General features: G+C 65.3%; 20 protein-coding genes. 6 read left to right on the top strand and 14 right to left on the bottom strand.

Going from position 1 to position 20,071, the window contains the following annotated elements; translation table 11 throughout:
- Window position 1: 1 nt before the first annotated feature.
- The gene (locus AWC06_RS04280; RefSeq protein WP_085194724.1) at window positions 2–2,146 is read right to left on the bottom strand and encodes a 3-hydroxyacyl-CoA dehydrogenase NAD-binding domain-containing protein; all 2,145 of its coding nucleotides are present in this window, start codon (window positions 2,144–2,146) and stop codon (window positions 2–4) included.
- 17 nt (window positions 2,147–2,163) lie between these two features.
- The gene (locus AWC06_RS04275) at window positions 2,164–3,375 is read right to left on the bottom strand and encodes an acetyl-CoA C-acetyltransferase (RefSeq protein WP_085195107.1); all 1,212 of its coding nucleotides are present in this window, start codon (window positions 3,373–3,375) and stop codon (window positions 2,164–2,166) included.
- Between the two features lie 162 nt (window positions 3,376–3,537).
- On the opposite strand from AWC06_RS04275, the gene AWC06_RS04270 reads away from it, so the two are divergent.
- On the top strand, window positions 3,538–4,746 hold the full coding sequence (locus tag AWC06_RS04270) for a pyridoxal phosphate-dependent aminotransferase (protein ID WP_085194721.1): 1,209 nt from the start codon (window positions 3,538–3,540) through the stop codon (window positions 4,744–4,746).
- Here the strand turns inward: AWC06_RS04270 and AWC06_RS04265 are convergent.
- From AWC06_RS04265 to AWC06_RS04255, 3 genes are read right to left on the bottom strand one after another with little or no spacing between them, the layout of a single operon-like run.
- Complete coding sequence (locus tag AWC06_RS04265; RefSeq protein WP_085194719.1) at window positions 4,712–5,167, bottom strand: SRPBCC family protein; 456 nt, start codon at window positions 5,165–5,167, stop codon at window positions 4,712–4,714. The genes AWC06_RS04270 and AWC06_RS04265 overlap by 35 nt on opposite strands.
- A gap of 7 nt (window positions 5,168–5,174) precedes the next feature.
- On the bottom strand, window positions 5,175–5,630 hold the full coding sequence (locus AWC06_RS04260; protein WP_085195105.1) for an SRPBCC family protein: 456 nt from the start codon (window positions 5,628–5,630) through the stop codon (window positions 5,175–5,177).
- A gap of 47 nt (window positions 5,631–5,677) precedes the next feature.
- Window positions 5,678–6,757: a CaiB/BaiF CoA transferase family protein gene (locus AWC06_RS04255; protein WP_085194717.1), complete on the bottom strand. Its 1,080-nt coding sequence runs from the start codon at window positions 6,755–6,757 to the stop codon at window positions 5,678–5,680.
- A gap of 138 nt (window positions 6,758–6,895) precedes the next feature.
- Here AWC06_RS04255 and AWC06_RS04250 point away from each other — a divergent pair, with 138 nt between their 5' ends.
- Complete coding sequence (locus AWC06_RS04250; protein WP_227370983.1) at window positions 6,896–7,588, top strand: methyltransferase family protein; 693 nt, start codon at window positions 6,896–6,898, stop codon at window positions 7,586–7,588.
- On the opposite strand, the gene AWC06_RS04245 is transcribed toward AWC06_RS04250, so the two are convergent.
- The gene (locus tag AWC06_RS04245) at window positions 7,563–8,009 is read right to left on the bottom strand and encodes an SRPBCC family protein (protein WP_085194713.1); all 447 of its coding nucleotides are present in this window, start codon (window positions 8,007–8,009) and stop codon (window positions 7,563–7,565) included. The two genes, AWC06_RS04250 and AWC06_RS04245, sit on opposite strands and share 26 nt — an antisense overlap.
- Before the next feature lie 64 nt (window positions 8,010–8,073).
- Between AWC06_RS04245 and AWC06_RS04240 the strand changes: the two genes are divergently transcribed.
- Window positions 8,074–9,756 carry an alpha-keto acid decarboxylase family protein gene (locus tag AWC06_RS04240; RefSeq protein WP_139819899.1) on the top strand — a complete coding sequence of 561 codons (1,683 nt, stop codon included), beginning with the start codon at window positions 8,074–8,076 and terminating at the stop codon, window positions 9,754–9,756.
- Here AWC06_RS04240 and AWC06_RS04235 read toward each other — a convergent pair.
- Genes AWC06_RS04235 through AWC06_RS04215 form a run of 5 tightly spaced genes read right to left on the bottom strand, consistent with a single transcriptional unit; the run spans window position 9,707 to window position 14,736 of the window.
- The gene (locus AWC06_RS04235) at window positions 9,707–9,898 is read right to left on the bottom strand and encodes a (2Fe-2S)-binding protein (RefSeq protein ID WP_085194709.1); all 192 of its coding nucleotides are present in this window, start codon (window positions 9,896–9,898) and stop codon (window positions 9,707–9,709) included. The genes AWC06_RS04240 and AWC06_RS04235 overlap by 50 nt on opposite strands.
- Window positions 9,899–9,910: 12 nt before the next feature.
- Window positions 9,911–10,510: a fatty-acid--CoA ligase gene (locus AWC06_RS04230; protein WP_085195103.1), complete on the bottom strand. Its 600-nt coding sequence runs from the start codon at window positions 10,508–10,510 to the stop codon at window positions 9,911–9,913.
- Between the two features lie 23 nt (window positions 10,511–10,533).
- Window positions 10,534–11,937, bottom strand: coding sequence for a FadD3 family acyl-CoA ligase (locus tag AWC06_RS04225; protein WP_139819898.1), 1,404 nt, complete (start codon window positions 11,935–11,937; stop codon window positions 10,534–10,536).
- 35 nt (window positions 11,938–11,972) lie between these two features.
- Window positions 11,973–13,163 carry an amidohydrolase family protein gene (locus AWC06_RS04220; RefSeq protein WP_085194705.1) on the bottom strand — a complete coding sequence of 397 codons (1,191 nt, stop codon included), beginning with the start codon at window positions 13,161–13,163 and terminating at the stop codon, window positions 11,973–11,975.
- A gap of 46 nt (window positions 13,164–13,209) precedes the next feature.
- Window positions 13,210–14,736 (bottom strand): AMP-binding protein, encoded by a 1,527-nt coding sequence (locus AWC06_RS04215; protein WP_085194704.1) that lies wholly within the window; start codon window positions 14,734–14,736, stop codon window positions 13,210–13,212.
- 99 nt (window positions 14,737–14,835) lie between these two features.
- Between AWC06_RS04215 and AWC06_RS04210 the strand changes: the two genes are divergently transcribed.
- Both AWC06_RS04210 and AWC06_RS04205 read left to right on the top strand, forming a co-directional pair.
- Window positions 14,836–15,567 (top strand): enoyl-CoA hydratase/isomerase family protein, encoded by a 732-nt coding sequence (locus AWC06_RS04210; RefSeq protein WP_085194702.1) that lies wholly within the window; start codon window positions 14,836–14,838, stop codon window positions 15,565–15,567.
- Window positions 15,564–15,983, top strand: a complete 420-nt coding sequence (locus AWC06_RS04205; RefSeq protein ID WP_372458188.1) for a hypothetical protein — start codon at window positions 15,564–15,566, stop codon at window positions 15,981–15,983. Before AWC06_RS04210 ends, AWC06_RS04205 begins: the two co-directional genes overlap by 4 nt.
- Here AWC06_RS04205 and AWC06_RS04200 read toward each other — a convergent pair.
- Window positions 15,974–16,573 carry a TetR/AcrR family transcriptional regulator gene (locus tag AWC06_RS04200; RefSeq protein WP_085194701.1) on the bottom strand — a complete coding sequence of 200 codons (600 nt, stop codon included), beginning with the start codon at window positions 16,571–16,573 and terminating at the stop codon, window positions 15,974–15,976. The two genes, AWC06_RS04205 and AWC06_RS04200, sit on opposite strands and share 10 nt — an antisense overlap.
- 188 nt (window positions 16,574–16,761) lie before the next feature.
- Here AWC06_RS04200 and AWC06_RS04195 point away from each other — a divergent pair, with 188 nt between their 5' ends.
- On the top strand, window positions 16,762–18,051 hold the full coding sequence (locus tag AWC06_RS04195) for a cytochrome P450 (RefSeq protein ID WP_085194699.1): 1,290 nt from the start codon (window positions 16,762–16,764) through the stop codon (window positions 18,049–18,051).
- A 50-nt stretch (window positions 18,052–18,101) separates the two neighbouring features.
- Here AWC06_RS04195 and AWC06_RS04190 read toward each other — a convergent pair whose 3' ends face one another.
- Together AWC06_RS04190 and AWC06_RS04185 are read right to left on the bottom strand one after the other, a co-directional pair.
- Window positions 18,102–19,313, bottom strand: coding sequence for a cytochrome P450 (locus AWC06_RS04190; RefSeq protein ID WP_085194697.1), 1,212 nt, complete (start codon window positions 19,311–19,313; stop codon window positions 18,102–18,104).
- A 7-nt stretch (window positions 19,314–19,320) separates the two neighbouring features.
- Window positions 19,321–19,956, bottom strand: coding sequence for a TetR/AcrR family transcriptional regulator (locus AWC06_RS04185; RefSeq protein ID WP_085194695.1), 636 nt, complete (start codon window positions 19,954–19,956; stop codon window positions 19,321–19,323).
- Window positions 19,957–20,071 lie beyond the last annotated feature (115 nt).

The following is a 20,071-nucleotide window of genomic DNA, read 5'->3' as shown; positions in this document are numbered from 1 at the left end:
GCTAAGAGGTGAGCGACTCCGGCGGCAGGAACCGGTCGCCGTATTTGGCCGCCAATTCGCGAGCCCGCGCGACGAAGCCGTCCTTACCGCCCGGGTAACCGACCACGTACTGCGCGGTGCCACCGGTCCATGGCGGGAAGCCGATTCCCATGATCGACCCGATGTTGGCGTCGGCCGTCGACGTCAGCACGCCTTCGTCGAGGCACTTCTGCGTTTCCAGCGCCTCGGCGAACAGCATCCGGTCGATCATGTCCTGCAACGGCGGCTGCGACGAGCCCGACTTGAACGTCTCGCGCAGGCCCGGCCACAGGCCAGTGCGCTTGCCGTCCAAGTACTCATAGAAGCCGGCCCCTTTCAGCCGGCCAGAGCGGCCAAGGTCGAGCATTTTTTCGACGACGGCTTCGGCCGGGTGCGGCTCGTAGGTGCCGCCGGCATCCTCGACACCCTTGCGGGTGGCGACCGCGATCTTGTGCATCAACTCCAGGTTGAGCTCGTCGGAGAGCTGCAAGGGCGGCGCGGGATAGCCGGCCTGCGAGCCGGCCTGCTCGATGCTGGCCGGCTCGACACCCTCGCCGAGCATCGCCAGCGCCTCGTTGACAAACGTGCCGATGACGCGGGAGGTGTAGAAGCCGCGGCTGTCGTTGACGACGATCGGGGTCTTGCCGATCGCCAGCGTGTAGTCGAACACCCGGGCCAGCGCCTCGTCGGAAGTCTTCTCGCCCTTGATGATTTCGACCAACGGCATCTTGTCGACCGGAGAGAAGAAGTGGATCCCGATGAAGTCTTCCTGGCGCTTGACACCGGTCGCCAGACCGGTGATCGGCAGCGTCGAGGTGTTGGAACCCAGGATCGCGTCGGGTTCGACGATGTCTTCGATCTCCTGGAACACCTTGTGCTTGAGGTCCTGGTTCTCGAACACCGCCTCGATCACGAAGTCGACGCCGGCGAAGTCGGAGGCATCACCGGTCGGGGTGATGCGATCCAGCAGCGCCTTGGACTTCTCCTCGGTGGTGCGGCCCTTCTCCAGCGCCTTGGCTTCCAGCTTCTCGGAGTAGCCCTTGCCCTTCTGCGCGGCCTCCACGCTCACATCTTTGAGCACGACGTCGAAGCCGGCCTTGGCGGAGACGTACGCGATGCCGGCGCCCATCATGCCGGCACCGAGCACACCGATCTTCTTGATCGGGGTCTTGTCGATGCCGTCCGGGCGTGAGCCTCCGGAGTTGATGTGCTGCAGGTCGAAGAAGAACGCCTGAATCATGTTCTTGGCGACCTGGCCGGTGACCAGCTGGGCGAAGTAACGGCTTTCGATGCGGGTGGCGGTGTCGAAGTCGACCTGCGCACCCTCGACCGCGGCGGCCAGGATGGCCCGCGGCGCCGGCATCGGCGCACCCTTGAGTTGCTTGCGCAGATTCGACGGGAACGACGGCAGGATGGCCGCCAACCCCGGCGACGACGGCGTGCCGCCCGGCATCTTGTAGCCCTTGGCATCCCACGGCTGCACGTGCGCGTCGGGGTTGGCCTTGACCTCTTTTATCCAGGCCTTAGCCCTCGGCACCAGCTCCTCGACCATGGGCAGCAGCTCGTCGATCAGCCCGATCTCCTTGGCCTTGGCCGGCTTGAATCGGGTGCCCTGCGCCAGGATGTTCACGAACGCGTTCTGGATGCCGAACATCCGCACCGTGCGGGTCACGCCGCCGCCGCCGGGCAGCAGGCCCAGCGTCACTTCCGGCACACCGATCTGGCTGCCCTTGACGTCGGCGGCGATCCGATGGTGACAGGCCAGCGCGATCTCCAGGCCTCCGCCCAGCGCGGCGCCGTTGATCGCGGCGACGACGGGCTTGCCCAGCGTCTCCAGGGTGCGCAGCTGCTTCTTGACCGTTTCCACGGTGTCGAAGAACTGACCGGCGTCTTCCGGCCGGGCCTTGACCATGGCGGTGAGGTCACCGCCGGCGAAGAACGTCTTCTTGGCGCTGGTGATCACCACCCCGCTGATCGAATCCTTCTCGGCGACAAGGCGATCGACGGCCTTACCCATCGACTCGATGTACGCCTCGTTCATCACGTTGGCCGACCCGGACGGGTCGTCCATAGTCAGCGTGACGATGCCGTCGGCATCCTTGTCCCACTGAATGGTGTTGTCCGCCATTTCCGTTCGAAACCCTCTCAGACTCGCTCAATGATGGTTGCTACGCCCATGCCGCCGCCGATGCACAGCGTGACCAATGCGCGCCGAGCGCCCCGACGCTCCAGTTCGTCGACCATGGTGCCCAGGATCATCGCGCCGGTGGCGCCCAAAGGGTGGCCCATCGCGATGGCGCCGCCGTTGACGTTGAGCTTCTCGTCGGGGATGTTGAGGTCCTTCTGGAACTTCAGCACCACCGAGGCGAACGCCTCGTTGAGCTCGAACAGGTCGATGTCGTCGATGGTCAGCCCAGCACGGTCGAGCACCTTGCGGGTGGCCGGGGTCGGCCCGGTCAACATGATCGTCGGCTCGGCGCCGCTGGTGGCGGTGGCCACGATGCGGGCCCGCGGGGAAAGGTTGACCGCCTTTCCGGCGCTCTCACTGCCCACCAGGACCAGAGCGGCACCGTCGACAATGCCGGAGCTGTTGCCGCCGGTGTGGACGTGGTTGATCTTCTCCACCCAGTGGTACTTCTGCAGCGCCACGTCGTCGAAACCGCCCAGCGCCGCAACGGTTTCGAAGGCGGGCTTCAGTTTGGCCAGACCCTCCATCGTGGTGTCGGGCCGCATGTGCTCGTCGTGGTCGAGAATCAGCAGGCCGTTCTGGTCGCGGACGGGCACGATCGACTTGGCGAAGTAGCCGCCCGACCATGCCGCGGCGGCCTTTTGCTGGCTGCGCAGCGCATAGGCGTCGACGTCCTCGCGGGAGAAGCCCTCGATGGTGGCGATCAGGTCGGCGCCGATGCCCTGCGGGACAAAGCCGAGGTCGTAGTTGGTGGCCGGGTCAAGCGCCATGGCGCCGCCGTCGGATCCCATCGGCACCCGGCTCATCGACTCAACGCCGCCGGCCAGCACCAAATCGTCCCAGCCCGAGCGCACCTTCTGCGCAGCGGTGTTCACGGCTTCCAGTCCGGACGCACAGAACCGGTTGAGCTGCACTCCCCCCGTGGTGTCGGGCAGTCCGGCGGCTAGCACGGCGGCCCGGGCGATGTCACCGCCCTGGTCGCCCACCGGCGAGACCACACCCAGGATGACGTCGCTGATCAGGTTCTCGTCCAGATCGGGAAACCGGTTGCGCAGCTCCTCGATCAGGCCGACGACCAGGCTCAGTGGCTTGACCTCGTGCAACGATCCGTCGCGTTGCTTGCCCCGCGGCGTGCGAATGGCCTCGTAAATGAAGGCTTCTTCGGACATGGCTGATTCCTCTTCCAGGTTTCGGATCCGTACCGCCACCCTAACAGGGCGCCCGTCCAACCTGTTGGTTGGGCAACTTGGCCTGCTCGGCGGCGCCGAATGTGCGGCCAGCCGCACGCTCGACGGGAGGGCCCAGCCTCGAGGGTCTTAAGCTCGACCGTCATGACGGTGCCGCGACTGCAGCCCTACGCGACCACGGTGTTCGCCGAGATGTCGGCGCTTGCCGCGCGCATCGGCGCGGTCAACCTCGGCCAGGGCTTTCCGGACGAAGACGGACCGCCGGCCATGCTGAAGGCCGCTCAGGACGCCATCGCGGAAGGCGTCAACCAGTACCCGCCGGGAATCGGCATCGCGCCGCTGCGCCAGGCCATCGCCGCCCACCGGAAAAGGCACTTCGGCGTCGACTATGACCCGGAGACCGAGATCCTGGTGACGGTCGGGGCCACCGAGGCCATCGCGGCCGCGGTGCTCGGCCTGGTCGAGCCCGGCTCGGAAGTGATACTCATCCAGCCGTTCTACGACTCGTATTCGCCGGTGGTGGCGATGGCCGGCGCGCAGCGGGTAGTCGTGCCGCTGGTGGCCGACGGGCGCGGGTTTGCCCTCGACATCGACGCGCTGCGCCGTGCGGTGACAGCGCGCACCCGGGCGTTGATCGTGAACTCGCCGCACAACCCCACCGGCACGGTGCTCAGCGCGACCGAGCTGGCGGCCATCGCGGAGATCGCGATCCAAGGCGACCTGCTGGTCATCACCGACGAGGTCTACGAGCATCTGGTATACGACGAGCACCGCCACCTGCCGCTGGCCGGCTTCGACGGAATGGCCGAGCGGACAGTTACCATCTCCAGCGCGGCCAAGATGTTCAATTGCACCGGCTGGAAAATCGGATGGGCTTGCGGGCCAGCCGAACTCATTGTTGGCGTGCGGTCGGCAAAACAGTATCTGAGTTACGTGGGGGGCGCGCCGTTTCAACCGGCCGTCGCGCACGCGCTGAACACTGAGGACGATTGGGTGGCGGCGCTACGGGCCGCCCTGCAGGACAAGCGTGACCGGCTCGCGCGGGGACTGGCCGGGATCGGATTCGAGGTGCACGACAGCGCGGGCACCTACTTCCTGTGTGCGGACCCGCGTCCACTGGGCCATGACGACAGCACGGCGTTCTGCGCAGCGCTGCCGCAGCGGGTCGGGGTGGCCGCGATCCCGTTGGCGGCGTTCTGCGATCCCGCTGCCGAGCACTTCAAGGAGTGGAATCACTTGGTGCGCTTCACCTTCGCCAAGCGCGACGACACCCTCGACGAGGCGATCCGCCGGCTGGCGGTGCTGCGGGACGGACCGGTTATGTCGGCCGACGGGCGCTCTCGGTGCCCATGACGCGCTCGCGCAGGCCCTCGGTTGCCGTGCCCAACACGATGTTGCTGGCCCGCTTGACGATGAACTCGGGGATCGGACCGGACGGTTCGACGGTGATATCGAAGCGCACACGGGTCTTGTCGAGGCCCTCGCGCGTGAGGGTGTATTCGACGTGCTGCCCGTGCTGCTGGAACGTCGCCGCGGCATCCCAGACCACCCAGTCGGGACCCCAGTGATACTCGAGGATCTCTTTGTCGACCATCCCGAAGATCTTTATCGTGGCCCGCACGTGATGAGGCCGACCGTCGTCATAGCGGTCCAGCACTTCCATCCGTTTGTGGACCGGCGACCACGCCGTCAACGTGCTCACGTCGGCGAGCGCCTCCATGATTACTTCCGGCGACGCTTCGATGACGATTTCTCGGGATGCTTGTACGGCCACTTCGCACCTATGTCCGCCGATCCGCACCAACCGCGGCCATGACCCGCCTGCGCAGTCCCTCGGTAGCGGCATTCAAAACTTTTTTGCGGGCTCGGTTGACCAGAAACTCCGGAAGCGGCGCTGACGGCTCCAGGGTGATTTCGAAGCGCACCCGCGTCTTGTCGTCTGTCACGCGTTGCAGCGTGTATTCGACATGCTGGGCATGTTGCTGAAGGGTTTTGTCGGCATCCCATACCAGCCAGTCCGGGCCCCAGTGATATTCGAGCACTTCGGTGTCGACGATGCCGACCACCTTGACCGTGACCTTCACGTGGTGCGGGCGACCGTCGGGATAGGTGTCGAGCACTTCGGCACGCTTGTGAACCGAGGACCAGGAGGGTACCGAGCCGATATCGGCTAGCGCCTCCAGGATCGGTTCCGGCGGCGCGTCGATGACGATTTCTCGCGATGCTCGTACGGCCACTACTTCCAACGTAGCAACGTGATCCGGCTTGGACGGCAGATCCGCGATCACCAACCGATTTCGTCCAACGGCGTGGCTGCGGGCGGCGGCGCACCCACCGATCCGGCCGGAGTGCGGGAGAACCGCGGCGCGGGCGCGGCCTGATCGACACCGTTGGCGTCGATCACCGTCGCGCGTGCCCTCAGATGCGCGTCGGTGGCGGCTTCCGTCCACGTCAACACCGGGGTGACGCACGCATCGGTGCCGGCGAAGACCTCCGCCCACTCGTCGCGGGTCTTGGAGGCGAACCGCTCGGTGAAGATCTCACGCATCCGCGAATAGGACCCGATGTCGAGTTGCCCGGGCACCTCGTCGGGGGATAGCCCCAGCCCTGCAAGCAATTCAGCGAAGAACTGTGGCTCGATGGCACCCACGGCCATGTACTTGCCGTCGGCGGTCTCATAGCACCGATAAAACGGGGCGCCACCGTCGAGCAGAAACGATTCGCGTTCGTCGCGCATGGCGCCGGTCGACTTCATCGTCCACATCATCTGCGCCAGGATGCTGACGCCGTCGACCATCGCGGCGTCCACGACCTGTCCGATCCCCGACCGCTCCCGCTCGTAGAGCGCGACCGCGATGCCCAGCAGCACCAACATCGAACCGCCGCCGAAGTCGGCGACCAGGTTCAGCGGCGGCATCGGCGGCCGGTCGCGGTAGCCGAGCGCCGACAGCACCCCGGTCTGCGAGAGGTAGTTGATGTCATGGCCCGCTGTGCTGGCCCGCGGCCCGTCCTGTCCCCACCCGGTGATGCGCGCGTAGATCAGCCTCGGGTTGACCGCCGCGCAGTCGTCCGGACCGATCCCGAGTCGCTCGCAGATGCCCGGCCGGAAGCAGTCCAGCAGCACGTCGGCCTTGGCGGCCAAATCGAGCAGCGCCCGCGGCGCCGCCTTGACGTCGAGGTCCACGATCCGCTTGCCGCGGTGCAGCAGGTCGCGGTCCTCGGCCGGCATCGTCAGTCCGCCTGGGCGACGGACCCGCACCACGTCGGCACCGAGATCGGCGAGCACCATGCCGGCATGCGGCCCTGGCCCAATGCCGCCCAGTTCAATGACTTTCACCCCCGCCAGGGGTCCCTTCGCGCTCATCGCCGCAACCCTACAAGGGGTCTTCTTGAACCACGGCCGCCCGAGGTTCGTGGACATTGAATGACTCGGCAGCGACCCGCCGTCGCGATCTGTTACGGCGTCGTCTGTCATGCGAGTTTTGCGCTCGGGTTGGCAACGATGATCGCTGCGATGTTTTTCGGCATGAGCCGATCGCTGGGTGGTTTGCCCGCGCCGTGGAGCTGGATCGCCGATGCCGTGTTGCTCGCCCAGTTCCCCATCCTGCATTCGTTCCTGCTCACCCGAAGAGGACGAGCCTGGCTCGTTCGTCTCGCGCCGGTCAGCACGGGAGGCGCCCTCTCGTCGACGACCTTCGTCATCATCGCCTCCCTGCAGACCTTCGCACTGTTTGCGTTGTGGTCTGCCAGCCGGACGATCTGGTGGCAGGCACATGGAGTGGCCCTTGCGGTTCTGACGGTCCTCTACGCGGCGTCTTGGCTATTGCTGGGCAAAGCGATGTTCGACGCGGGACTTGCGCTGCAGACGGGGAGCCTGGGGTGGGTCGCCCTGCTGCGCAACTCAAAGCCGCGCTATCCGACGATGCCCGAAACCGGGCTCTTTCGACTCATCCGCCAGCCGATCTACGTCTCATTCGCTCTCACGTTGTGGACTGTCCCAACGTGGACCCCGGATCAGCTCGTCGTCGCGATCACGTTGACCACTTACTGTCTTATGGGCCCGCTGTTAAAAGAAGCGCGCTTTCGTCGCATCTACGGGTCGGCGTTCGAGCGCTACGCACAGCGCATTCCTTATTGGCTTCCGCTGCCGCGGACACGGGCCGCGAGTTCTAGCCGCGCCCTTTCCTTACGCTGAGCACTCGCTCGCGCAGTCCCTCGGTCGCGGTATCCACCTGGCCCTTGATCGTGCGTTTCAACAGAAACCCCGGCAACGGCACCAGCGGGTCGATGGTGATCTCGAACTTCACCCGGGTCTTGGCACCCTCCGGTATCAGCTTGTATGTCGCATCCTGCGCACGCTGCTGGCCCGCGCTGACCAAGGTCCAGCTCACGTTGTTCTCGCCCCACGTGTAAGCGACCACCTGCTCGTCGGTGATGCCCGCCGCCTTGACTTTCATCTTGGCGACACTGGGCCGTCCGTCGTCGCCCCGTTCGACCACCTCAGAGCTTTGGTGCGCCGAAGACCACTCGGTCAGCGACTCGAGATCAGCGATGACCTCGAGAATCTCCTCCGGGCTCGCTTCGATGACCACTTCGCGCGATTCCTTGATTGCCATGTTCGGACGATAGCGAGACGGCGTCTCGCCGGCAGTGTTTTCGGCCGGGCGTAACGTCGTTAAGGTGACTGTCCCGCTCGAATCCCCCTACACCGTCGGTGACTATCTGCTCGACCGTCTCGCAGAACTCGGCGTCGGGCACGTCTTCGGTGTTCCCGGCGACTACAACCTCGAATTCCTGGACCACGTCATCGCGCACCCCGACATCCGGTGGGTCGGTAACGCCAACGAGCTCAATGCCGGCTACGCCGCCGACGGATATGGCCGGCTACGTGGAATGTCCGCTGTGGTAACGACATTCGGAGTCGGCGAACTGTCGGTAGCCAACGCCATCGCCGGCAGCTATGCAGAGCACGTACCGGTGGTGCACATCGTCGGCGGGCCGTCCAAAGACGCACAGGGCACGCGTCGCGCCCTGCATCATTCGCTGGGCGACGGTGATTTCGAGCACTTTCTGCGGATAAGCCGGGAAATCACCTGCGCCCAAGCAAATCTCATGCCGGCCACGGCCACCAGGGAAATCGACCGGGTGCTCAGCGAGGTGCGCGAGCAGAAGCGGCCCGGGTATCTGCTGCTGTCCACCGATGTGGCGCGCTTTGAAACCGAGCGGCCTGCTGCACCGTTGCCGCGCTACACCGGCGGCACCAGCCCGCGGGCGCTTGCGCTATTTACCGAAGCCGCAACCAAACTCATCGCCGATCACCAGTTGACCGTGCTTGCCGACTTCCTGGTCCATCGTCTGCATGCAGTTTCTCACCTCGAGGCGCTGCTGGCCGCCGACGTGGTGCCGCACGCCACGCTGATGTGGGGCAAAAGCCTCGTCGACGAAAGCGCGCCGGAATTCCTGGGAATTTATTCAGGCGCCGCCAGCCCGGAACCGGTTCGTCGGGCGATCGAAGAGGCGCCGGTGCTGGTGACCGCGGGAGTGGTGTTCACGGACATGGTCAGCGGGTTTTTCAGCCAGCGCATCGATCCTGCCAGGACCATCGACGTCGGAGTGCAGCAGAGCACGGTAGGCAATCAGGTGTTCGCGCCGCTGGAGATGGAGGCAGCACTCGACGCTCTGACCACGATCCTCGCTCGTCGTGGCATCACCTCGCCGCCGGTCGTGTCCGCGTCCGACGACGGGCCCACCGAAACTCCGAGCCGCGACCATCCGGTGAGCCAAAAAGTGTTGTGGGACAGGTTTTGCGACGCACTCACGCCGGGGAATGTGGTGATCGCCGATCAGGGCACGTCGTTCTACGGCATGGCCGCTCACCGGCTTCCCCGCGGAGTTACCTTTATCGGCCAACCGTTGTGGGGTTCGATCGGGTACACGCTGCCGGCGACGTTGGGAGCCGGGCTGGCTAGTCCGGAACGCCGGCCGGTGCTGCTGATCGGCGACGGGGCCGCGCAGCTGACCGTGCAGGAGCTGGGTGTGTTCTCCCGTGAGGGGCTCTCGCCGGTCATCGTGGTGGTCAACAACGACGGTTACACGGTCGAGCGGATGATTCACGGAAAAACCGCGCCCTACAACGACATTGTGCGCTGGAGTTGGGCCGATATTCCCAACGCGCTCGGCGTGACCAATCATCTGACATTTCGGGCGCAAACCTACGGCGAGCTCGACGACGCCTTCATCGCCGCGGCCGAGCATCAGGACCGGATGGTGCTCATCGAGGCGGTGGTGCCGCGCCTCGACATCCCCGACCTGCTCACCGACCTGGTTCGGCCCACGTCAGCGGACGGTAGTGCGCGTCGATGAGCCGGCGTAGCGTTCGCCGGCAGCGCCCACAGTCGGCGCCGGCACCGCATGTCCGGGCGACCGCGTTGGTGGTCGATGCCCCCGCTGCGACGGCGTCGGCTACGACCTGGCTGGTGACGCCGTTACACAGGCACACGTACACGCCGTGGTCCGTTCATTCGTCGATCCGCATCATGTCGACGAATCGGCCGACGAACAGCGGCGGGTAGGCACCCATCCCCGCCTGCGTCATCCAGTGCGCCACGACGTCGGGATGCTCGATCCAGCGCCGCGCGCGGTTCTCGTCGTCGATCTCCTGCAGGATCAGCACTTCGTGCCCGTCGTCGAACGCCCGGAAGATCCGTGTTTGCCGGATGCCCGCAGCTTTGAATCGTTCGAGGGCACCGCGGATCTCGGAGGTCAACACGGACACGTCGTCGACCGACGCGATCGCGGCCACCACGACGCCCGGCGCATTCGGGGGCGACGGTGCGTTGGAATCGAAGCGTTCGACGATCTCGCCGGCGAAGACCGCCGGAATGTCTTCGACGCCGACCGCGTCGAACCAGTCGAAGAACACCCGAGACCGGAGCAACTCCACAATCGGCTCCCGGCTGCGCAGGCCGATCGTCACCAGGACGCGTCCATAGTCATCGGTCGACTTGTAGAGCAGCACGTGGTGGGCACCGATGTCGGCCAGTGCCGATTTACGACGCTGCAGCAGCGGCCATACCCGCTCCGGGTCCGGCACGCGATAATCCGATGCGATCACCATCGACTGCAGAGGCTCTGCGACGCTCACCGCAGTTGGTCCTTCATCACCTTGCCGGTGGCGTTCAGCGGAAGCTCGTCGAGGAACTCGATAGAGCGCGGTGCTTTGAACCCTGCCATCCGCCCGCGGCACCAGGAGATCAAATCGTCTTCGGACACCGGGCTTTTGGGCACCACGAAGGCCTTGCCCACCTGGCCGAGACGCTCGTCGGGAACACCGATCACCGCGACCTGGGCGACCGCCGGGTGTTCCAGCATGAAGCCCTCGATCTCGGCCGGGTAGGCATTGAACCCGCCGACGATGAACATGTCCTTTTTACGCCCGTCGATCCGCAGCCGACCCGCCGCGTTCAGCGTACCCATATCACCGGTGTGCAACCAGCCTTCAGCGTCGACCGCCTGCGCCGTTGCGACGGGATCGTCGAAATACCCCTGCATCACACCGTATCCGCGAACCAGTACCTCGCCGTCGTCGGCGATGCGCACCTCAACGCCCTCACAGGGCAGGCCCGCGGTGTTGGCGACGTCCTCGAAGGAATCGCCGGGCCGCGACAAGGTTACGTTGCCGGCCTCGGTGAGCCCGTAGCCGGTCATCAACGTCTGGAAGGGCAGTTCGCCATGTATGCGGCGCACCAGCTCGACCGGTATGTCTGCGGCGCCGGTCACGCCCGCCCGCAACGTCGACAGCTTGGCCTTGTCGCGCACGGAGAGCAGCGAATGGTACAGCGTCGGCGGGCCGGGCAGCATCGTGATACCTTCGCGTGCGATGAGTTCCACCACCGAGTCAAGGTCGAACACGGCGACCGGCAGCATCGTTGCGCCGCGCAAAAAGGCCGCGATGAGTCCCGCTTTCAAGCCGAAGGTGTGGAAGTACGGGTTGATCATCAAATAGCGGTCGCCCTCACGAAGGTCCGCGAGCGTGGCCCATTCTTCGTACATCCGCAGCGTCTGTTGATGATTCATCATCGCCCCCTTTGGCCGGCCAGTTGTGCCGGAGGTGAAGATGATGTCGGCGATGTCGGTGCCGCTCACCGTCCGCTGGAACGGCGAACCGCCGGAGAGGAATTCGGATTTCAGATCGATCACCGGTATACCCGCGGGTGCGGCGTAGTCCTGGCCCAGGAATTCCTTCTGCACCAGCACGGCTTTCGCTTTACTGCGTGCGATGATGTCGCCCGCTTCTTCCGTTTTGAACCGCGTGTTGACCGGAACCAGCACGCCGCCGGCGGTGAGCAGCCCGAACGCCGCGATGATCCACTCGGCGCAGTTGGGCGCCCAGATCGCTACCCGATCACCTTTGTCGACACCGTGGTCAGCGAATGCGCCAGCGGCGCAACGGATTCGCTGGACCAGCTCAGCAAAGGTGAGGCGCAGCGGACCGTCGACGACCGCCTCCGCATCACCGAAGCGGTCCGCCGCGCTCAAGACCATCTCGGGGATGGTCTGCCACGGTAAAGGAGGTTGCGTCACACCGTGACGAGCCGACCGAGGTTGCCCCCCATGATCTTTGCCTGGTCGTCGACGGACAGATGAGACAGCGCGTTGACGTAGTACGTCGGCTCCGCCAGCCCTTCCGGGTGTGGCCAGTCCGAGCCGTACAACACCTGATCCACGCCGACGAGGCTGACCAGATCGTCGATGCCGTCCTCGAAGAACGGGCTGACGTGGATGCGGTTCTTCACCATCTCGACGGGGTCGCTCGGGAACGATTCCGGGGACTTCCGGAAAACCTCGGCCAGACCGTCCAGCAGCGGGGTCATCCACTTCGAACCGGCCTCGACGATTGCGACCTTCAGCTTGGGGTGGCGGTAGAGCGCGCCGTGGATCACCCACGACGCCACCGAGTCCTGGATCGGCCGCCACTCGTTGAGGATGCTCATCGCATTGGTTTGGAACGGCAGCATCTCCTGGTCGGCACCATCCCATTCGGAGGTGTAGCGGGAGTAGCCGCTGTCGCTGGAGTGCATGCCGACCAGAACGTCGTGCTCGACGACCCGCTCCCAGAACGGGTCGAACTCCGGCAGCGCGAACGACCGGGGCCCGCGGAAACCGGGGACCGGCGCCGGGCGGACCAAAATGGCGCGCGCGCCACGCTTGACCACCCACTCCAGCTCCTCGATCGCCTTCTCGACGATCGGCAGGGTGATGACCGGGGTGGTGAAGATCCGGTTCTGGTAGTTGAAGCCCCAGACCTCGTCGAGCCACTGATTGAGCGCGTGGATCAAGACGTGGGTGGCGACCGGGTCATCGCGCAGCCGCTCCTCGATCAGGCTGGCCAGCGTCGGGAACATCAGGGTGCGGTCCAGGCCGAGCTCGTTCATCTTCTCCAGGCGTGGGCCGGGCTCAAAGAACGCCGGGATCGCGCGCATCGGTTCGCCGAACAGCTCGCGCTTGCTCTTGCCCTCAGGGTTGCCGTACTTGAAGTACTCCTCCCAGGCACCGGGCCGGGCGACGACCTCGAAGGTCGGGTTGGGAATGTAGTTGCTGATCACGCCGCGCAGCGCGATCTTGGTACGCCCGTTGATCTGCACGTACTGGACGAAGTCCTTGTATTCCTTGGGCAGGAACTTGGTCAGCGCTTCCGGCGGCTCGTAGAGATGATTGTCTGCGTCAAAGATCGGAAACGGGACGTCCTCCCGATGCGACAACTGGCCCATGGAATCCTCCTTCGCAATTTGTGAGAATACTATTCTCACCTCGACGCTACCGCAACGCCTCCCGGACCAGACGCTTCTGCACCTTGCCGCTCGCCGTGCGCGGATAGTCGCCGGCCAGGAGCAAAACCTCGGGCCACTTTTGCCGGGCCACGCCCTGTCCGGCGAAGTGCGCGCGGACGGCCTCCGTGGTGGGCATCGCGTGGCCCGGTTTGAGGCGCAACACGGCGGCGACCCGCTCGCCGAGATCGGCGTCGGGCGCGGCGACCACCACGGCTTCGGCGATTCCGGGCATTCCCAGTAACACCTCTTCGACTTCCAGCGCGCTGATGTTCTCGCCGCCGCGGATGATGAGGTCGGCCTTGCGGTCGGTGATGGTCAGGTAGCCGTCGGCGTCCAGCACGCCGATGTCTCCGGTGTGATACCAGCCGTCGTCGTCGAAGGCGGCCGCGGTCAATGCGTCGTCGGTGTACCCCAAACACAGGTCGGGGCCGCGGCTGCAGATCTCGCCGTCGGGCGCCAACCGGATCTCCACTCCCGGCATCGGGTCGCCGTCGGTGAGCAGTCGTTTGTCTTCTGGTGCGTCGAGGCTCGAACCGGTGATCGACGGGTGCTCGGTGCTGCCGTAGGACCGGAACACGATGATGCCCAGATCCGAAAGCCGCCGGGTCACCGCGGCCGGCACCGTCGACCCGCCCAGGCCCAGGCACTTGATGCGAGCCCGGTGCGCGGGCGTGCAATCGGGGTGATCGAGCAGGCTGGTGACGAAGTAGGGTGGCCCGCCGCCGAGCGTGAGGCCGTCGCGTTCCATCAACCTCAGCACTTCGCCGGGATTCCAGTCGTCGATCAGGTTCACCGGGTTGCCGTTGAGCACCGGGATGAGCAAGGCGCCCAGCATTCCGATGAAGTGGCCGACCGGTGTCGCGATCAGCTGGTTGTCGCCGATCGACCGGATCTGCCCGGCCAGTTGCCGCGACTCGCAAGCGAGGCTGCGGTGACTGTGGATCACGCCCTTGGGCGCGCTCGTCGTGCCGGAGGTGAACGCGATCAAGGCCGGGCCCGCCGGGTCGGCGACAACCGTGTGGGCCATGGGCTCGTTGGCCAGCAGATCGTCGAAGTCCCGCCCGACCAGGCCGACAACCTCGATGTCGGCACACAGATCGGGCTGATAGGTCATCCGGCCGAACTCCTCGGCGGTGATGAACACCCGTGGCTTGGTCGACGTCAGGATGTACTCCAGCTCCTTGCGGCCGTAGAAGTGCACGATCGGCACCTGCACCGCCCCCAGAAACGCCGTGGCCCAGAACGTCGCCGCGGCTTCCATCCAGTTCGGCAACTGGAATGCCACCACGTCGCCGGCGTCGACGCCTCTGGCGCGCAGGCCCGCGGCGAGCCGACGGGCAACGCGCTCGACGTCCCGGAACGTTCCTGCGAACGGCCGCACCTGCGAATACACCCGAAAGCCCGCGTGCGGGGCGGCCTGCAGGCCACGGGCCAGCACCTGCCCGATGGTCTCCCGAGTCCACCAGCCCGCTTCCTCGTATCGCGAGACCAGTTCAGCGGGAATATGGCGCATAGTGAGGCTCCGACCGGCAAAATGTTTGGGTCTTGAAAAAACAATGGCGATGCTATTCTCCGCTGAGGAGAATGCCAATATCACCGACGGAGCCCGCCCATGGTTGACCTGGAGTTCGACCAGGGTCTCGCGGTGCTCACCATCGACCGTCCGCACGCGCGCAACGCGATCGCGCTGGACACCATGGACCAGTTTGAGAAGGCCCTTGATGCGGCCGAGGGCGCCAGCGCCCTGGCGATCACCGGCGCCGGCGACCGGGCATTCGTCTCCGGCGGGGACCTCAAAGAGCTCAGTTCGATCAGAACCGAGGAAGACGCGGCGGCGATGGCCTGGCGGATGCGATCGATCTGCGACCGGCTGGCCGACTTTCCCGCGCCCGTGGTCGCCGCCCTGAACGGTCATGCTCTTGGTGGCGGCGCCGAGGTCGCGGTGGCCGCCGACATCCGGGTGGCCGCCGACGACATCAAGATCGGGTTCAATCAGGTGGCGCTGGAGATCATGCCGGCCTGGGGCGGCGCCGAGCGGCTGACCGCACTGGTCGGCAAGAGCAGGGCGCTGCTGTTGGCAGGAACCGGGGCCGTGCTCGATGCCGCCGAAGCCGAGCGCTTAGGGCTGATCGACCGGGTATTGCCGCGATCCACCTTCGAGAAAGAGTGGCGCCGGATGGCCCGGGCCCTGGCGACCCGCCCCGCCGGCGAGATCAAGCGTGTCATCGACGGGGTTTCCCCCGAGGAGGCGGTCACGGCCTTCGCGCGGCTGTGGGTTGACGACGCCCACTGGCAGGCCGCCGATAGGGTGATGAACCGCGGCAATGTCGGAGGTGGGACATGAAAACCATCGGTAAGACCATCCTTGGCCTGGTGATGGCGACGCTGCTCGCGACGGCATACCCCCCGCCGTCACGCGCCGACGACCCGGTCAAGCATGAGATCAGATACGTCATCACCGCGGCCAACCCGATCTACGCCGACATCTATTACCTGGATCAGGAGCCGGCGATCTTTGCCGACTACAGCCACAATCCGTACCAGTACACGCCCCACGTGAACGCCGATATCGCGCCGGGCCACCCCTGGGTCTCACCTGTCGTGATGCTGTCGAAGCCCGACGTGTACGCCATGGTGGTCGTCAGCACGGGTACCGAGCCGGGCACACCGCAGTTCCACTGCGCACTCATCGTCGACGGGAAGGTCGTCGTGTCCAAGGACGGCGCCAAGGGCGTGCTCTGTTCGATACGTCACTGGTGAGCCAGCTCGGGAGCGCCCTCCAGCTGGTGGAGATAGCGCTCGACGAACGCCACGGTTTCGGCATGCCCGGCGGACATGCCGAGCGCTTGTTCCATCACCAGCACCCGGGAAACGCTTGTCATCAGCACCGACCACACCAGCGGGGGGACCTGGGCGGCCTGCGTGCCGTACCGCTCGAGAACCGTCGACAGCGCCTTCCGTTGCTCTTCACGGAAACGCTCCGCGTAATAGGCGATTTCGGCTTTGAGCGCTTTGCGATGGTTGGCCAGGGCAACGAACTCCATCGTCACCGCGGTGGCCGCGGTGTCGGTGCTGAACCGCCACAGCGCCCACAGCGGTTGCGGCGACTGCAGGGCCTGGGCCTGCACCCGAAGCCCTTCCTCGGCACGACGGCGGAACGCGGCCAGGAACAGGTCGTCCATCGTGCGGAAGTAGTAGTGAACGAGCTGCGGCTTCAGCGCCGCCTTCTCGGCAACGCGTCGGGAAGTCACTGCGGCATAACCCTCTTCGAGCATCAGCTGCTCGGCAGCATCGAGCAGCACGCCGCGGTTCTTGGCGTCCGGTGCCCCGATCCTGCGCGCCGATGTCATGGCGTGGCTCCGACCTCCCGCCGATCACCTGGTGGACATGCCGATCGTAGCGTCGGTCGACGCCACGACCTTGACCACAACATTAGCCCCATGCTAAGCAGGTGCTCAGCACCTTTGTCGATCTCATACGGGCGGCGCGACGTCTTGCCGCCGACAAACAGCCCAAGCCTCGGGAGGCGCGTAACACCATGACAACTCTCGATTCAACGTTCGAGTCGATCGATTTCTTCACCGACGCGTCTCTGGTCCCCGACCCGCACCCCTACTTCGACTACTTGCGTAGCCAAAACCCGGTTGTCCGGCTCCCGCACCACAACGTCGTCGCCGTCACCGGCTGGGAGGAGGCCAACGCGGTCTACAAGGACACCGACACGTTCTCGAACTGCGTCGCGCTCGGCGGGCCGTTCCCGCCGTTGCCATTCGAAGTCGATTGTGATGACCTCAGTTCCCTGATCGACGCGCATCGCGATCAGTTCCCGATGTTCGAGCACATGGTGACCATGGATCCGCCTGACCACACGCGCGCTCGGTCGCTTTTGAGCCGGCTGTTGACCCCGAGCCGACTGAAGGAGAACGAGGACTTCATGTGGCGCCTCGCCGACCGCCAGCTCGAGGAGTTCCTCGGCGAGGGCGAATGCGAGTTCATCGCCGAATATTCCAAGCCCTTCGCCACTTTGGTGATCGCCGACCTGCTCGGTGTCCCGGAGGAAGACCACAAGCAATTCCGCACGGTCCTAGGAGCCGATCGTCCCGGCGCGCGAGTGGGGGCGCTCGACCACGAATCGGTGGGCATCAATCCGCTGCAATGGCTCGACGACAAGTTCTGCTCCTACATCGAGGACCGGCGCGGTGCTCCGCGCGACGATGTGCTGACCGCGTTGGCGACGGCCAAGTACCCGGACGGATCCACTCCCGAGGTCATCGAGGTGAGCCGCTCGGCCACTTTCCTTTTCGCCGCCGGACAGGAAACCACCGCCAAGCTGCTCTCCGCGGCGCTGCAGGTGCTCGGCGACCGGCCCGACATCCAGCAGCGGCTGCGGGATGACCGCAGCTTGATTCCGGCGTTCATCGAGGAATCCCTGCGGATGGAAAGCCCGGTCAAAAGCGACTCCCGGCTGGCCCGCCGACCCGCCACGGTGGCCGGCGTCGACATCCCCGCCGGCACCATCGTGATGGTGCTGCCGGGCGCGGTCAATCGCGATCCGCGGCGGTTCGAGAACCCGCACGAGTTCCAGTTGGACCGCAAGAACGTGCGCGAGCACATGGCGTTTGCCCGCGGTGTGCACTCCTGCCCCGGTGCACCGCTCGCCCGAGTGGAGGGCCGCGTGTCGATCGAACGCATCCTGGACCGGATGTCCGAGATCGCAATCAACGAAGCCAAACACGGACCGGCCGGCGAACGTCGCTATGCCTACGAGCCGACCTACATCCTGCGCGGGCTCAGCGAATTGCACCTCACCTTCACTGCGGCCGGTTGACGATTACTCCTCGCCGATTTTGATTGCCTCGGCGCTGCTTTCGCACGACATCATCGTCGACTCTCGGTGAAGACCGGTAACCGCGCCCACCCGCGCACGCTCGAGGTGTGCGCCCGCTCAGCGTTGTCGTAGTCGACTTCCCACTCGGGCCAGCGTTTGAGGACCTCTTCGAAGGCCACCCGAGCTTCCAAACGGGCCAGCGCCGAGCCGAGACAGAAGTGCAGGCCCTGACCGAAGCTGAGGTGGCCGCCCTGACGGTGGATGTCGTAGCGGTCCGGATCGGGGAACCGCCGCTCGTCCCGGTTGGCGGAACCGTTGAGCAGCAACATGAACGAGCCTTCCGGTACGACGTGGCCGTAGTGCTCGGCATCGCGGGCGACATAGCGAGCCTGCACCGGCGACGGGGATTCGTAGCGCAGCGTTTCCTCGACCGCGGCGGGGATCAGCGACGGGTCGGCGACGAGTTCGCGGCGTTGATCCGGGTGATCGGACAGCAGTTGGCCCATGAAGCCGATGAGCCGGGCGGTGGTCTCGTTTCCGGCGCCGGCGATCATCGCCGTGTAGGCGAGCACTTCGGTGCGGGACAGCTGGCGCCGCGTACCGTCGGGCTCCTCGATCTCGGCCTGCAGCAGCTCGGTCATCAGGTCATCCGATGGATGATTGGCGCGCCATTCGATGTACTCGGCGAACATGATGATGGTGTCCTCGAACAGATTCGGATTGACCTCACCGGGCTTGCCCCCCTTGGGCATTTCGATGAAGGCTCCATTGCGGTCCCGGATCTTCTCTTGATCCGCTTCAGGAATGCCCAGCAGATAGCCGATGGTCCGCATCGGCATCATCGCACCGAGATCAGCGATGAAATCGAAGCCGCCGACGTCGACCAACGGGTCCAGCTCCCGGACGCAGAATCCACGCACCAGGGATTCCACGGCAAGCATGCGCCGCGGCGTGAAAACCCGGGACAGCAGGCGGCGGTGCAGATCATGCAGCGGTGGATCCTCGAACAGCAGGATGCCCGGCGGCACTTCTATGTTGTTGAACAAGATGTCGGCGGTGGTCCCGCGACCGGATCGGTAGGTCTCCCAGTTCGGCAGTTCGCGCGCCACGTCGTCGTATCGACTCAGCGCATAGAAGTTGTACTTTTCGTTGTGGTACAGCGGTGCTTCTTCGCGCATGCGCTTCCACACCGGATATGGGTTGTCGTCGATCTCGATGTCGAGCGGGTCGTAATACAACTCGATCGCACTGGTATGTGTCATTGTCTCCTCACTCGTTCCGGTGCAGGAAGCCGTGCAGGATCGCTTGGACGAGTTCGTCAACGATCACTTTCCTCGAGGGCTGCCTGGCTCCGAAGTAGGTCGAACGCAACGCGGCCATGCCGGCGATCATCGCCACCGTCGAGTGCGCCGGCAGATCGGGATGATCCGAGCGCATCCCGCGTAGGTGCATGCCCTCGGCGCTGATCTGGCCGAGGACCCTGAGGGCGCGCCTGATGTCGGCAATGCCGGTGTCGGCCAGCTCCTCCTCGCTGAGCGCCTGCGATGCCATGAGCGTCAGAAGGAGGCCCTGGTGCTCGACGAAGACGTCGTAGAGCTGCCCGACGAAATGCCGCGCCAGCTCCTCCTCGCCGGTCTCCTCGGGAACGACCGATTCCCACGTCCGGCCGAATTCCTGGACGAAGCCGGTGAACGGCAGGACGAGGGCTTCGCGAAACAGCGCAGCCTTCGAGCCGAAGTGGCGGAACAGCAGGTGTTCGGTGACGCCGGCGGCCTGCGCGATTTCGCGGGTTGTGGTGCTGCGGTAGTCCTGTCGGGCGAAGAGGGCTCGGGCGGCGTCCAGCAGAAGTTTGCGCGGCTCACCACGGGGCCGTCGCGTCGCTGGAGCTGTTGCTCGCTGAACCACAACCTTTAAGATAGTATCCACTATCTATACTGTCGAGCTCTTGTCGAAAGGGGTGCCGGCGTGGGCGCCGTCATCATGCTTGGCACGCTGTTCGGGTTGATCGTCCTGATCTTCG

It is taken from the genome of Mycobacterium fragae (assembly GCF_002102185.1).
GTDB classification, from domain to species: domain Bacteria; phylum Actinomycetota; class Actinomycetes; order Mycobacteriales; family Mycobacteriaceae; genus Mycobacterium; species Mycobacterium fragae.
This window is presented reverse-complemented; position numbering and strand designations above follow the sequence as displayed.

Coding starts and splice junctions, on each gene's coding strand:
- AWC06_RS04245 (WP_085194713.1), bottom strand. CDS start 8,009: ATGGCAATCAAGGAATCGCGCGAAGTGGTCATCGAAGCGAGCCCGGAG.
- AWC06_RS04270 (WP_085194721.1), top strand. CDS start 3,538: ATGACGGTGCCGCGACTGCAGCCCTACGCGACCACGGTGTTCGCCGAG.
- AWC06_RS04225 (WP_139819898.1), bottom strand. CDS start 11,937: ATGGTCTTGAGCGCGGCGGACCGCTTCGGTGATGCGGAGGCGGTCGTC.
- AWC06_RS04280 (WP_085194724.1), bottom strand. CDS start 2,146: ATGGCGGACAACACCATTCAGTGGGACAAGGATGCCGACGGCATCGTC.
- AWC06_RS04220 (WP_085194705.1), bottom strand. CDS start 13,163: ATGGGCCAGTTGTCGCATCGGGAGGACGTCCCGTTTCCGATCTTTGAC.
- AWC06_RS04275 (WP_085195107.1), bottom strand. CDS start 3,375: ATGTCCGAAGAAGCCTTCATTTACGAGGCCATTCGCACGCCGCGGGGC.
- AWC06_RS04215 (WP_085194704.1), bottom strand. CDS start 14,736: ATGCGCCATATTCCCGCTGAACTGGTCTCGCGATACGAGGAAGCGGGC.
- AWC06_RS04210 (WP_085194702.1), top strand. CDS start 14,836: ATGGTTGACCTGGAGTTCGACCAGGGTCTCGCGGTGCTCACCATCGAC.
- AWC06_RS04195 (WP_085194699.1), top strand. CDS start 16,762: ATGACAACTCTCGATTCAACGTTCGAGTCGATCGATTTCTTCACCGAC.
- AWC06_RS04200 (WP_085194701.1), bottom strand. CDS start 16,573: ATGACATCGGCGCGCAGGATCGGGGCACCGGACGCCAAGAACCGCGGC.
- AWC06_RS04230 (WP_085195103.1), bottom strand. CDS start 10,510: ATGGTGATCGCATCGGATTATCGCGTGCCGGACCCGGAGCGGGTATGG.
- AWC06_RS04255 (WP_085194717.1), bottom strand. CDS start 6,757: ATGAGCGCGAAGGGACCCCTGGCGGGGGTGAAAGTCATTGAACTGGGC.
- AWC06_RS04205 (WP_372458188.1), top strand. CDS start 15,564: ATGAAAACCATCGGTAAGACCATCCTTGGCCTGGTGATGGCGACGCTG.
- AWC06_RS04250 (WP_227370983.1), top strand. CDS start 6,896: ATGATCGCTGCGATGTTTTTCGGCATGAGCCGATCGCTGGGTGGTTTG.
- AWC06_RS04190 (WP_085194697.1), bottom strand. CDS start 19,313: ATGACACATACCAGTGCGATCGAGTTGTATTACGACCCGCTCGACATC.